This window comes from Halodesulfovibrio oceani subsp. galateae (assembly GCF_055397225.1).
On record NZ_AP042453.1, the window covers coordinates 3,417,378 to 3,430,846 of the forward strand.

The window sequence follows — 13,469 nt, forward strand, 5'->3', positions numbered from 1 at the left end:
ATTGGGGAGGATTCCATGACCAAAACTAAAACAGTATCACCAGCGGCAGCAACGTTTATCGTTGCTGCCGTACAGTTTTTGACACCATTTATGATGTCGGCTGTGGGTGTAGCTTTGCCTGCAATAGGCAAAGAATTTTCAGCTGGCGCATTTCAGCTTGGCCTAGTTGAGATGGCGTACATTCTGGCAGGTGGTATTTTAATGCTGCCTGCAGGACGCTTTGCAGACATTCATGGTCGTAAAAAAGTTTTTCTGACCGGACTTTCAGTATTCATTTGCGCAACATTTTTCATTGCGCTGGCACCGACTATGGAATCGCTAATTCTTTTGCGTTTCGTACAGGGTGCAGGCTCTGCGCTTGTTGCAACAACCAGTATTGCCATTATTTCGTCTGTTGTTCCGCCTGAAGTGCGGGGAAAGGCGATGGGGATTGTGGCAGCATCAGTGTATATGGGACTTTCTGCGAGTCCTACAATTACGGGTTTTATTATCCAATATGCTGACTGGCGCTGGATTTTCTGGGGCGCTCTGCCGCTTCAGCTTGTTGCTTTGTGGCTTACTTTTACTCGTTTGCACGGGGAATGGTTCGGCGCAAAAGGTGCTCCGTTCGACTGGGCGGGCAGCATCATGTATGCGGCTGCAATTTGCATGGCGATGACAGGCGTGACTCATATGCGAGCGGGAGGAATATTCCCTGTTCTGTTCGTAGCCGGAATCATCGGACTTTGCGGATTCATTTTTTGGGAATCAAAAGCAAAGCATCCTATCCTCAATGTTCCGCTCTTGAAGCAGAATCGTACTTTTTCTTTAAGCAGCATTGTGTTGCTTATGAACTATGCAGCTTCATTTGGCGTAACGTTCTTTTTCAGTTTGTATTTGCAGCAGATTAAAGGTGTTTCCCCACAGTATGCGGGTATGATTCTTGTGATCCAGCCTGTGATCATGGCTGTATTGTCACCTTTTGCCGGAGCTCTTTCAGATAAGATTAATCCTGGTAAATTAGTGATTATCGGACTCTCGCTTTGTACTGTTGCCCTTGGCATTTGCGCCACAGTTACGGCGGCTACAAGCATCGGAACTCTGATGGTTATTTTGGTATTACTCGGGCTTGGTTTCTCATTCTTCTCATCACCGAACCTTACAGTAATTATGAATTGCGTAGAACCAAGGCACTACGGCGTTGCCGCAAGTCTTTCCGCTACAATGCGTACCCTCGGTATGCTTACAGCAATGTCTTCCATTTCATTTATCCTAAGCATGTTTATGGGTAGTAAATCTGTTTTTGCCGCTCCAGAAGCGTTTATTTCATCCATGCAGACAGGCTTTGTTATCTTTACAGTTATCAGCGCAATCGGCGTTGTGTGTTCCTTTGCCAGCCTTTCTGCGCAGAAGGATTCAGCTATGTACAACACCGCACCAAAGAGTACAGACGCCTAACTCACCTAAAAAAGAACGCATCATCCGAAAAAAATAGTGCTTTTTTAAAAAATTATCTTAGCACTACAGCCCAGCCTTCAATACACTGCCGGTATGAGTACTATATTATTTTTATTACTAATATTGGCAATGTGCATTGGGTGGTATGGGCATCGGATGGGCGCGATCTACGTTACTATTTCTTCAATCATTCTCGCGATCATTTGGTTTATGACTCACGCTACAGATTCGTTAAACATTAACCTGTAGGCGGGCGTATGCATCCAGAACTCGCGCGCAAGATCAATTTAGCCCTGCTAATGATGGTCGCCGTTGTCATATGCGGCTCCCTTTCCGTTCAGTTCATTGTTGGCGATCTACCATGTCCACTGTGTATTCTTCAGCGCTATGCAATGATTGGATTGGCAATGGGGCCGCTGCTTAATTTACGGTTCGGAATCAGGCCACGTCATCTATCCGTTACTCTTATGTTTGCCTTGTTCGGCATTGCTGTAAGCGTACGGCAGGTTCTTTTGCATATCATTCCCGGTTCAGGAAACTATGGAGCCCCTGTTCTTGGTATGCATCTGTATACATGGTCATCCCTCATCTTCTTTATTGCGCTTGTGGTTACTGCCCTATTGTTACTCATAGAAGATGCATGGTCACCGCTTGATACTCCGCCGTACAACGACAAAATCGTTCATATTGGTTTCGGGTTTATGATCTTGATCACCTTACCACTTGTTGCAGTCACTTTTTTAGAGTGCGGTTGGCGGTGTCCGGACAATCCTGTGGACTACATGCTCCTTAAACCGTAATTTGTTTAAAATTTTTACAGTATCTAGTTTGGCGAACTCATTATTAATTCTGAAAATCTTATACATTATCAGGACTCGTTCCTTCTAAGGGGTTGACTAAAACCCTTTTCAGATGATCTTTATTAGTCCGTGTATAATATGGAATGTGCTAACTATTTGAGAACGTTTGTAAGGGTTATATGTCTATTCAGCAGAAAATAAATGTAAAAAAAGTATGCTTGCTTGTTGTTGCAGTCGTTTTAGTCGTTGCAACAGCCTATCTATCATTAACACCATCGCAAATTGAACAGACCGCTCATAACGAAATCGAAAGCACCACTCCTGTCGCAACTTCTGAAGTAACACCGGAAGCACTAGTGGCTTCAGCGACACAGGTTGAACCTGCGCCAATTCCACAACCTGTAGTGGATGTGTTCAGCGGGAAAATTGGAAAAGGCGCAACTGCCTCTACCATTCTGAACAAATGGCTCTCCAAAGCGGAAGTGTATCAGCTTGCATCTGCAACTGATAAAGCTTTCCGTCTCACAAAGCTTCGTCGAGGACGTCCTTATAGAGTCGTCACCACCGACGGAGAATTCACAAGATTTGAATACGAGATCGATAACGATCAATACCTTTCTGTAGCAAAAACTGAAGATGGCTTTGCGGCTGAACGCAAAGACATTAAATACGACGTCATCACTGAACGAGTTAACGGCGTAATTACGTCCAGCTTGTACGAGGCATTAACTGCCACCGGTGAAAAAGCATCACTTGCTGTTCGTATTGGTGACATCTTTGGTTGGGAAATCGACTTTATCCGCGATATTCGCAAAAACGATAACTTTACAGTTGTTGTGGAAAAACGATTCCGTGATGGAAAGTTCCAAGGCTATGGCGACATTCTTGCTGCACGATTTGTGAATCAGGGTAACGAGCATGAAGGTTACTACATGAAGGATAAGGATGGCTTTACGCAGTACTACACTGCTGAAGGCAAAAATTTGCGTCGTGCGTTCTTAAAAGCACCACTCAAGTTTACCCGTATTTCTTCCAAGTATACCAACAGGCGTCTGCACCCGATCCTCAAGACATACCGACCGCACCACGGAGTTGATTACGCTGCTCCACGCGGCACGCCTGTGTCCGCTATTGGTAACGGCAAAGTTATCAAAGTTGCTCGCAGCAGAGGGGCTGGTAAGTATGTAAAAATTCGTCACAGCAACGGATACGAGTCTGCTTACTTACACCTGAACCGCTTCGCCAAAGGCATGAGAGTCGGTAAAAAGGTTAAACAGGGACAGACTATCGCTTATGTTGGTTCAACGGGGCTTTCTACCGGGCCACATCTTGATTTCCGTATGAGAAAGAACGGCAAGTACATTAACCCGACAAGAGCAACCAACCCGCGTGCGCCAAAAGCTACCAAAGCTCAAATTGTTATTCTGAAAGAAAAAGCTAAATTACTGAATCCAAGCAAAACAGCTCAGACTCCTAAGCTGGTCGTCGAAAACGCTGCGTAGCTTTTAGAGCTGGGCATGCGTCTGAAGTTTCTGCATCTTTGATGTGGCTTCGCAGCCCATGCATCACTACCTTTCGTGAAATAAAAAAAGGGTGGAGTTTTTAACTCCACCCTTTTTTTGTTTAATTTTTGTATTGTTGTGCGTAATATTTTTTGCACAAAAAAAAGCTCTTAATTCTTTCGAATTAAGAGCTTTTTGATATCGATGGTGCCGGGGGAGAGACTCGAACTCTCACGGAAATACATCCACTAGACCCTGAACCTAGCGTGTCTACCAATTCCACCACCTCGGCACGTTTCGTCGAAGCTTTTGTAGTGCTTCGAGGAGTGGTGTTTAGCGATAATATAGAAATCTTGCAAGCATTTTTGTAGAAAAAAATAAAAAAAATGGCTTTTATTTCATGCTCAAAAGTGGCTGAGTCGCGAGCGTGCGTTAGTAACGCATTAGATTTACACGAAAGACAGTGTTAACAAAAGCATAGATACAAAACGGGATTGGACACCAACTGCCACTTGAAGCACCACCCCTTTTGCTGTAACAATATTCGCCTTCGCGCAACAGGCTGCCTGTGCGTGAAAGTATTTTTAGAAAATCACATGCTTCTGGTGGTACCCATGCAAATAGCACGAAGTATACAGGAAATTTCAGTAGATCTTTCCCAAGGTTGTTGCGTTACTATCGGAAACTTCGATGGAGTGCACAACGGTCATAGAAAGTTAATTAACCGCACTAAAGAAAAGGCGGCGTCTATGGGCGTGCCAAGTGTTGTTGTTACCTTTTGTCCGCATCCACTTAAGGTGCTTGCCGGTTCGCATGCCCCTGCTCTCATTACAGACTATGAAAAAAAACTAGATCTGTTAGAAAAAATAGACGTAGACCTTGTGGTTCTGCTCGAATTTACACGAGATCTGGCTGCACTTGAACCTGAAGAGTTTGTAAAAACTATCCTTGTTGATGAGCTTAACATGAAAGAGCTTGTTGTTGGATACGATTACGCCTTCGGTAAAGGTCGTAAAGGCAATTTTGAGCTTCTCTCCGCACTGGGAGAAGACTTAGGATATGGCATTGAACGCCTTCAGCCCGTCATGATTAACGATGCCATTGTTAGTTCCACCCGTATCCGCGACCTAATTAAGGCCGGTAAGGTTTGGGACGTAAGACCTCTTATGGATCGCTTTTACGTTATTCGTGGTATAGTTATCCATGGTATGGATCGCGGCGGAAAATTATTAGGGTTCCCGACCGCAAACATGCGCGTACGTGACGAATTACATCCGAAATCGGGTGTATACGCCACATGGGCAGAATTAGACGGCAAGGTATATCAGGCTGTAACCAACATTGGTTATAACCCTACCTTCGGTAACGATGAGATCAGCGTTGAAACGTTTATTCTTGATTTTGATGCAGACATCTACGGATGGGAACTGCGTTTGAACTTTGTTGCGCGTATGCGTGATGAGAGAAAGTTCAACGGACTGGATGAACTCATTGAACAGATTACCAGTGACGTTTCTTTAGCACGACAGTTGCTCGACGCACCAGAAGCACGCCTGTAGCATAATATACAATTTGGAGCGCCCGATGCTCGGTCCCTTTAAGAGAGTTTGGCAAGAATACCTGCGTGTGTACAACAGCGTTACATACGTCCGTATGCTGGTACTCGGCATACTTGTTGGTATTTTTGCCGGTTTAGTTGCAATTTTATTTCGCCTTGGGCTCGATTATTCTCAAGAGTTTATCCAGAATGATCTCGCCGGACTTTCTGCACATGGAAGCAATGGTGAGTATCGTCCGTGGGTAATCCCTGTAGCACTTGTTACCGTCGCCTTTATTACCGGCTTTCTCGTAAACAAATTTCTGCCGGATTCCATTGATGGCGTTACTGACGGTACGGATGCCATGATCAAGGCATTTCACCAAAATAAAGGTGAAATTAAGCCTAAGGCTCCAATTATCAAAGGTATTACCTCTATCCTGACTATTGCCGCGGGTGGTTCCGCAGGTCAGGAGGGGCCAGTTTCCCAGCTTGGTGCTGGACTTGGCTGCTGGTTTGCCCACAAATTTGGTCTTTCCACCAAAGAACGCCGCATCCTGATGCTTACCGGTGCAGCCGGTGGTCTCGGTGCTATCTTCCTTGCCCCGCTTGGCGGCGCGATGACTGCTATTGAAGTTATCTACAAAGAAGATTTTGAATCAGAAGCTATTGTTTCTGCGGTTACATCTTCAGTTGTGGCTTACTCTCTGTTCTTTATGGCATTTGGTTCAAAACCAATGTTTGATATTCCAGAATTCCACTTCAATGATGTGCGTGAACTCTTCTTTTACGCGATTCTTTCCGCAGCATGTGCGCTGGCTGGTTGGATTTATGTCCGCACTTTCCACTTTCTTAAGTACTCCGTATTTGACAAACTTCGTCAGCGTGTTGGCATCATGTGGGCTATGGTCGCAGGTGGCCTTCTCATGGGTGTATACGGCATGTTCTACCCAGAAGTGCTTTCAAGTGGTCATCATGGCTTAGAACAAGCAATTAACGGCAATTTGCCAGTACTTACAATGCTTGTGTTGCTTTTTGGTAAAACATTGGCAACTTCACTCACTCTCGGCTCCGGCCTCAGTGGTGGTATGTTTGCTCCTGCACTCTTTGTAGGCGGTATGACAGGCGGCGTTGTCGGGTTCACTGCAAACAGCTTCTACCCGAATATTGTCACCCAGCCGGGCGGCTACGTTCTTGTTGGTATGGCAACGTTCTTTGCTGGTGTGGCGAATGCTCCAATTGGTCCACTGATCATGGTTTGTGAGCTGTCGCAGGGCTACGGACTTCTTGCTCCGCTTATGCTTGCCGGTGCTGTATGTGTTGTTATCAGCCGCAAAGTTTCTCTTTACGAGAATCAGGTTGAGAACAAATTTGAATCTCCTGCACATATTGTTGATTCTACCGTCAACATTCTTGAAAATTTGCAGGTAAGAGAGTTCTTCCAGCGTGGACGCGTAACTATTTTGGAAGAATCCATTACGCTTAAAGCACTTACGAACATTATTACCAATACCAACGAGTTCTTTTTCCCAGTCAAAAACATCGCGGGAGAAATTACAGGTATTTTATCCATCAACGATGTGCGTAACATTCTGTATGAAGAAAGTTTGTTTGACCTCGTTGTTGTAGGTGATCTTGCCCGTAAAGGCGTTACCTTGCAGGAAGACGATGATCTGTACACCGCGCTCGTTAAGTTTGTAGATTCCGATCTCGGCCAGATCCCTGTTGTGCAGGAAAGTAACCCGCACGAAATTCTCGGCTTGATTAACAGAGCTGATGTTTTTAGAGCGTACAAAAACCACTTGTATACTATTCACGAAAACGAACGCTAGCCAGCAATGGCAGTCCGCACAAAGCGGCGTTGTTGTGAAAAACGATAGAATCCGAAAGCCCCAGCTTGCTGACAAACTCGCACATTGCTGCGTTACTTCGAATAAGTCAGACGCTCACATAGGTCTAACTATGCTTCGCTCCTGACTTATTCTTGCGCCTTGCACTATACAAGTTTGTCTCAACCTGTTTAAAAACAGCGCAATTAGCAATCCCAAGCCCCTGAACAACTCAGGGGCTTTTTTTTATCAAGGAAACTCTTCTTATGTGGCAAATTCCTCAATAATAAAATTCTTCAAAACCGACTTTTGTTGTGCTATTGGTCAGACCAAAGGAATTGGTCAGACCACCTAAAGGATTACATGAACAATATATCTTCCGCAAACCCCAGTGAGCAGCTGAAAATATACGAACAGGTAGTGCTGCGTATTCAAGAGATGCTGCAAGCTGGCACACTTTCCGTTGGTGATAAACTTCCGGCGGAACGCGATTTAGCCAGAACATTTCAAGTTTCGCGTAGTTCCATCCGAGAAGCTATCCGCTCTTTGCAAGAAAAGGGTATAGTTGAAAGCAGGCGCGGCAATGGTACCTTTGTTATCGATACAGGGGACATTGTGGAACCACTGGCAGAAGCGTTAACAGAACAGCGGCTTTATTTGCTGCAAATCATGGAGTTTCGTCAGGCTATTGAGCCGGTGATGGCTGGATTGGCAGCACGGAATGCAACGCCTGAGCAGCTCGAAGACATTGCTGCAATTATGAAAGAAAAAGCACCGGAGCCGCCGGAAGGGAATCCTTGGGAAAAGGACATTCGCTTTCATTGCGCTATTGCCAAGGCTTCCGGAAATCCGCTTTTTGAACAGGCATTGTTTAATGCAAGCACTGCCTTGGAAGAAACACGGGAAGCACCGTTGCAGACTCCAGAGCGTAGAGCGCAGTCTTGTTCTATGCATAAAGAAATTTTTAGCGCCATTGTTGCCGGTGATGAAGCATTGGCAACAAAATGTATGCAGAAGCATTTGGAACAAGTGCATGGAATGCTTTTTACTTAAAAATAAGACAACCGCAGGCAGCCCGAAACGACTCAGCGTAGTAATATGTTCCCTTCAATTCGTTTTTAGAACTTGAAGTTTTCTTGGCTGATACCTGCGGTGTAAAAATTAACCACAACAACCCACGTAAGGAAATGTCATGCAAGATGTTCGTAAAGAAGCCCGTGAGCTCATGAAAGGCTATTGCCGAGTCTGTAAAGAATGTGATGGACGCGCCTGTGCAGGCGAAGTTCCAGGAATGGGCGGTCTTGGCACTGCTGCATCATTTAAAGGTAACGTAGAGGCATTGGCAGACTATAAACTGCGTATGCGTACTATCCACGATTGCTCCGAGGCTGACCCTAGTACTTCTGTTCTTGGGTATGATCTTTCCATTCCTGTATTTGCAGCACCGATTGGCGGCGTATCTTTCAATATGGGCGGAAAAGTCTCTGAAGAAGACTACATCATGTCCAAACTTAAAGCGTGTGACGCAAACGGTATTGTCGGCTGTACTGGCGACGGCGTGCCGCCATTTATTTCCGAAGCTGGTTTTGACGCCATCAAGGCTGTAAATGGCAACGGGATTCCGTTTATTAAACCGTGGGAAGGCGAAGAGTTTTTCGAAAAAATCGAAAAAGCAGCTGCAACTGGCTGTACAACCTTCGGCATCGATATTGATGCTATTGGCCTGATCACCCTTGCAAAGATGGGACGCCCTGTTGCTCCACGTGGTGTTGAGCGTTTGAAGGCTCTTATTGAGCGCATTCCGGGTAAAGTTCTTCTGAAAGGTATTATGACTCCTGAAGATGCTCAGGCGGCAGTGGAAGCTGGTGCAGCAGGTATTGTTGTGTCCAACCATGGCGGCCGCGTTTTAGATCATACACCAGGTACAGCGCATGTTATTGCTGAAATTGCAGAAGCCGTTAACGGTGAGATTGCAGTACTGGTAGATGGCGGTGTTCGCACCGGTGTTGATGTTCTCAAAATGGTAGCTCTTGGCGCAGATGCTGTGATGATCGGACGTCCGTTCTCCATCGCAACCATGGGCGGCCTTGAAGATGGTGCGTCCAAGTACATCCAGCAGCTTACAGGACAAATTAAATCAGCAATGGTTCTTACTGGCTGTGAAACTATTGATGATGTGAATCTTAACATCATTACTGACGTTCTCGGACAGTAATAGCTAACAACAAAAAGATTTGGGTAGCTGATAAAACGTATATTAGAGTACGATCGGTATGTTTCATCAAACATTACGAGAGGACTGAGCTTGAAGTTTCTCCGCCCTTAATACCCTAAACGGGGTCAAGGGGGATTCCCCCTTGCGGGTGGAGGGCAGAGCCCGTCCCCGTCGGAGACTCGCCGAAGGCCTACCCGACTACCAAGCCCGACCTAATCATAAAAAAAAGCCTCTGACGAAGTATCGTCAGAGGCTTTTTCATTTTCTTTATTTCTTCTGCGAATAGACACCAAAGAAGTGTGCCTTTTCAAGAATATGTCCTTCCATGGCGCGAAGTATGGCACCTTTGCCTGATCCCGGCTTGATCCGCAGCTTTGCATCAAGCGCATAGAGCTTGAAGTAATAGCGGTGCTGACCGGATGGCGGACAAGGGCCACCGTAATATGAGTTGTTCCAACTGTTGATACCGTGCCCGATACCTCTGAATGGATCAAAAACTTTTGGGGTGTCTTCCTCAAGCCCTGTGATCTCTGGACTGATGTTGAAGATCAGCCAGTGATCCCATACGCCGGAAGGCGCATCTGGATTATCACAGATTATGGTGAGGCTTTTTGTGCCTTCAGGAAGATCTGACCATTTAAGCGGTGGCGAAATATCTTCACCGTCGCAGGTGTATTTTACCGGAATTTCTTCTGTAGCGGCGAATGCCGGACTGTAAAATTTCACACTATTCTCCAAGGCCGATTCCCGGCTCCATAATGGTTCCTGTCAAAGAGGTCTCATACCCGCCGAGCGCTTCAATTCGTGCTTTAAATGTAGGAGACTGAAGTAGCTCAAGTACTGCCTGCACCTGCGGTGTTTCTATGTAGGCTGTCGGAATAATAAGGTCATATCGTTCGCGTGCTAGCGGCACGAAATCAAGATCAAGCGCTTTTGCTGCTGCGTAGATACCGAGTCCGGTATCGGCAGCTCCAGTAAGCACGTTTACGGCAACTGCCATGTGCGTAAACTCTTCTTTATCATACCCTGTCACGGACGCAGGAGAAATATCAGCTTCTTTCAGATGATAATCAAAGAGAATGCGTGTTCCGGCTCCGCGTTGTCTGTTGAGAAAACGAATGGTTCCGCTTGCAAGGTCTTCGATGGATTGAATATTTTGCGGGTTCCCTTTAGGAACAATGAATCCCTGATGACGGATGGCGAGGTTCACGAGAGTGACATCGGTATCCGGCAGGTATTTTTTAATGAACGGGAAGTTGTAGTCGCTGGTTTCCGGATCAAATAGATGCGCGCCAGCCATGTGGCATGAACCGTTTTTGATGGCGAGGATGCCGCCCATAGAACCGACGTGGCTGGAAGCAAGACGCATTGGTGTGTCGAGTCCCATGAGTTCATCAGATAAAATATCGAGAGTGTTGTCGTGGCTGCCGATGGTAACGAGAATTTCATCGAGGCGTTTTTCTTCCACAAGCAGTTCGGTGTGAACAATGGCGTTCTGGTCGATGCCTTCAGCCTGTGCCGGAATACGACCAACACCTTGAGCGCGGGACATGGTGGTAATGCACCCTGCGCCACGGGCAAGCGGAGTTGCTACGTATTTTTCGCCGACTTTACCGATGGAAAGACGCAGGAATTCTTCAATACCAAGCTTAGATGGAACCTTGCGGGTGATCTCTGCATCCACTTTAGGACGCGAAGGAACAGGTTTGCGGCTGATCCATGAGATAAGTGGAGTTAAGAGCTCCTCGAAGCACACTACGGCGCTTACAGGGTACCCCGGGGCTCCGGCAACAAGCTTATCTTTGCAGACGCCAAGCAGGGAGGGTTTTCCCGGCATGGCGGCAACACCGTGAACAACTACTTCGCCAAGCTTGGCAATAGTTGCACGGGTGAAATCTTTGGAACCTGCGGAAGAACCGGCGCAAATGATGACGAGGTGATATGGCTCGTCGAGTTTTGCGGCAACAGTTTTTTCCAGCAGTGCAGGAACGTCCGGAACAGGCGGAACACGATCGACTATGCAATCAAGGTTTCGCGCCATTGCGCTGAGCACCTGTGAGTTGCTTTCAATTACCTGTCCAGGTTTAGGCTCTGGACGTTCTTCAAAATCGAGCACTTCATCACCGGTCGGGATAATGCATATGCGTACTTTTTCCCACACACGTACTTCCCAGATACCCGCGCTAAGCAAGGCTCCGATGTCATATGGGGAAACTTGCTGATTCTGCGGGAAGAGCAGCTCCGTAGCAACAATGTCTTCGCCGATGCGGCGCACGTGTTGCCAAGGAAAAGACGGTGTTTCAATTTCGACGGTGTCGTCATCAACAGAGATAACGTTTTCGATCATAATGACAGCATCGCGTCCTTCCGGAAGCGGGTTACCTGTGTTCACAGGAACGTAGGAGATTCCTTTTTTCAGCTGCAATGGTGCGCCTTCACGGGCTGTAAAGGTTTCCTTTGCTGTTACAGCAATACCGTCCATTGCTGCGCTATGAAACGTTGGCGAGGAATATTCAGCAAACACTGCTTCAGCCAATACGCGTCCGCCAGCCTCGTGTGTCGGCACAACTTCGCTTCTCAAAAGAACTTCTCGGTCGAGTGCAGCTTGCATTTTCGCTACGGCTTCAGTCAGCGGGATTGTCTTTAAATATACGTTTCGTTTTGATGCAGTCATATGTTCCTCGCGGTAATTTTTGTGATCGACGGGCATACTACATGTTTTAGAATGGTAATAAAAGAGCCTGAAGCTCGTTCATATTCAGACACTTTATTTTGCGTCGCGATGTGCCGTGTCCCAATGGTATATTCTATGGGGCGTGTGTCACTTTGTAGTGGAATTGTGCTACAGATAGAATGTTGATCTACTATTCTTCAGCTATAAGGAGGCCATTGTGCGTGTTCGCCCCGAAAGAGAACATGATGCTGCCGCGATTCGTAATGTGCAGTATAATGCGTTTAACGATCATCCGTATGCATACAAAGATGAATACAAAATAGTTGATGCACTCAGGAAAAGTGATGCTTTAACACTCTCTCTTGTTGCAGAAGAGTATGGCACAGGCATTATTGGGCAACTGACTGTATCCCCAGTTTTAATTAATGGTCACGATGAAGGCTGGTTTTATGTAGGGCCTGTGGGGGTGCTCCCTGAACATCAGAGAAAAGGCATCGGCACTTCACTTATACGTCAGGCTGTGCGCGCTATGTATACACAGAAGGCAAATGGATTAATTTCTCACGGTGACCCAAAATTTTTTACGAAGCTTGGTTTCCGGAATGATTCCAGGATCACCTATAAAAATGTTCAGCCGGAACACGTTGTTCTGTTGCCGTTAGGAAAAAGCGTGCCTGAAGGGGCTGTAGTTTTACACACTGCTCACTTAATGGATTATCTTTAATTTTTTGTGTATTTCTTGATAGTTCAGCTGGTTATCGTTCTGTTCTGTCGCGTTATAGTGAAGTCAGTCAAAAAAAACTTATGGATTATATAAAATTTATTAAGTTGCATACTCGTACCGCTTGGGTATTATGCAGCTTCCTCGCATAACGCGTGATCTTTACGCGTTGATGCTGTGTTTTCCGGACACGACTGTTCCGTGACTGTGTTCGGAAAACTCGGCAGCAAAAAGAACCTATAAAAAGCCTGTCTCAAAACGTATGTTTTGAGACAGGCTTTTTTGTATGCAACTATTCAGTATTATGAACATTAAACAGCATAATTGAAAGCGTGATATTGTTGAAAATATGAAATTATAGATGTTTTCTTGTGATATTTTTCATTTTGTTTACTTGGAAATAGAATTTGTCTATTCCTATACATACTACTTATTTTATCAAAAAAAATTACATGAACAATGCACTGTATAAACGCATCATCCATGTTTACTCAATTACGCCAAAGAGTGCATGGGGATATACAGTACATCCCTACTCAGGAATCCATTGGTTTTCCTGTTTCAAAAGACTAATTCTCATTTAACTATGGGGATTAGTCTTTTCGTATATCTGTTCATTATATCTTTTTTATCCAATTGCTACACCTTGTTTAGCAAGCTATGCTTAGAAAAATGTTGCAAAAAACCATTCTAAATTGGTATATACAATATAAGAGGTTTGTTTTTACTTAAAATACAGACCCTAACGTGCTCT

The 13,469-nt window shown here is 45.6% G+C and carries 11 protein-coding genes and 1 tRNA gene; 9 read left to right on the plus strand and 3 right to left on the minus strand.

The window, feature by feature from the left end:
* The first annotated feature begins 15 nt into the window (after positions 1-15).
* The 4 genes from ACZ5V1_RS15035 to ACZ5V1_RS15050 all read left to right on the plus strand — a co-directional run bounded on the left by ACZ5V1_RS15035 (position 16) and on the right by ACZ5V1_RS15050 (position 3,739).
* The gene (locus ACZ5V1_RS15035; protein ID WP_464389526.1) at positions 16-1,437 is read left to right on the plus strand and encodes an MFS transporter; all 1,422 of its coding nucleotides are present in this window, start codon (positions 16-18) and stop codon (positions 1,435-1,437) included.
* Positions 1,438-1,593: 156 nt separating this feature from the next.
* Positions 1,594-1,686 carry a hypothetical protein gene (locus tag ACZ5V1_RS15040; RefSeq protein WP_464389527.1) on the plus strand — a complete coding sequence of 31 codons (93 nt, stop codon included), beginning with the start codon at positions 1,594-1,596 and terminating at the stop codon, positions 1,684-1,686.
* A gap of 8 nt (positions 1,687-1,694) precedes the next feature.
* The gene (locus ACZ5V1_RS15045) at positions 1,695-2,237 is read left to right on the plus strand and encodes a disulfide bond formation protein B (RefSeq protein WP_464389528.1); all 543 of its coding nucleotides are present in this window, start codon (positions 1,695-1,697) and stop codon (positions 2,235-2,237) included.
* Positions 2,238-2,416: 179 nt separating this feature from the next.
* Entirely contained in the window at positions 2,417-3,739 is a 1,323-nt protein-coding gene (locus ACZ5V1_RS15050) for a peptidoglycan DD-metalloendopeptidase family protein (RefSeq protein ID WP_464389529.1), read from the plus strand.
* Between the two features lie 205 nt (positions 3,740-3,944).
* Here the strand turns inward: ACZ5V1_RS15050 and ACZ5V1_RS15055 are convergent.
* Positions 3,945-4,031 (minus strand) — tRNA-Leu (locus tag ACZ5V1_RS15055).
* Positions 4,032-4,353: 322 nt separating this feature from the next.
* Between ACZ5V1_RS15055 and ACZ5V1_RS15060 the strand changes: the two genes are divergently transcribed.
* From ACZ5V1_RS15060 to ACZ5V1_RS15075, 4 genes are all read left to right on the plus strand, one after another.
* Positions 4,354-5,298 carry a bifunctional riboflavin kinase/FAD synthetase gene (locus ACZ5V1_RS15060; protein ID WP_464389530.1) on the plus strand — a complete coding sequence of 315 codons (945 nt, stop codon included), beginning with the start codon at positions 4,354-4,356 and terminating at the stop codon, positions 5,296-5,298.
* A gap of 25 nt (positions 5,299-5,323) precedes the next feature.
* Positions 5,324-7,108, plus strand: coding sequence for a chloride channel protein (locus tag ACZ5V1_RS15065; RefSeq protein ID WP_464389531.1), 1,785 nt, complete (start codon positions 5,324-5,326; stop codon positions 7,106-7,108).
* A 360-nt stretch (positions 7,109-7,468) separates the two neighbouring features.
* On the plus strand, positions 7,469-8,158 hold the full coding sequence (locus tag ACZ5V1_RS15070; protein ID WP_464389532.1) for a FadR/GntR family transcriptional regulator: 690 nt from the start codon (positions 7,469-7,471) through the stop codon (positions 8,156-8,158).
* A 139-nt stretch (positions 8,159-8,297) separates the two neighbouring features.
* Positions 8,298-9,320 (plus strand): alpha-hydroxy-acid oxidizing protein, encoded by a 1,023-nt coding sequence (locus ACZ5V1_RS15075; protein ID WP_464389533.1) that lies wholly within the window; start codon positions 8,298-8,300, stop codon positions 9,318-9,320.
* 267 nt (positions 9,321-9,587) lie between these two features.
* Here the strand turns inward: ACZ5V1_RS15075 and ACZ5V1_RS15080 are convergent, their stop codons facing one another.
* Together ACZ5V1_RS15080 and ACZ5V1_RS15085 are read right to left on the minus strand one after the other, a co-directional pair.
* Positions 9,588-10,046 (minus strand): YbhB/YbcL family Raf kinase inhibitor-like protein, encoded by a 459-nt coding sequence (locus ACZ5V1_RS15080; protein ID WP_464389534.1) that lies wholly within the window; start codon positions 10,044-10,046, stop codon positions 9,588-9,590.
* Between the two features lies 1 nt (position 10,047).
* Positions 10,048-11,994, minus strand: coding sequence for a molybdopterin biosynthesis protein (locus ACZ5V1_RS15085; RefSeq protein WP_464389535.1), 1,947 nt, complete (start codon positions 11,992-11,994; stop codon positions 10,048-10,050).
* A gap of 217 nt (positions 11,995-12,211) precedes the next feature.
* Here ACZ5V1_RS15085 and ACZ5V1_RS15090 point away from each other — a divergent pair, with 217 nt between their 5' ends.
* Positions 12,212-12,718, plus strand: coding sequence for a GNAT family N-acetyltransferase (locus ACZ5V1_RS15090; protein WP_464389536.1), 507 nt, complete (start codon positions 12,212-12,214; stop codon positions 12,716-12,718).
* The last annotated feature ends 751 nt before the right edge of the window (positions 12,719-13,469 follow it).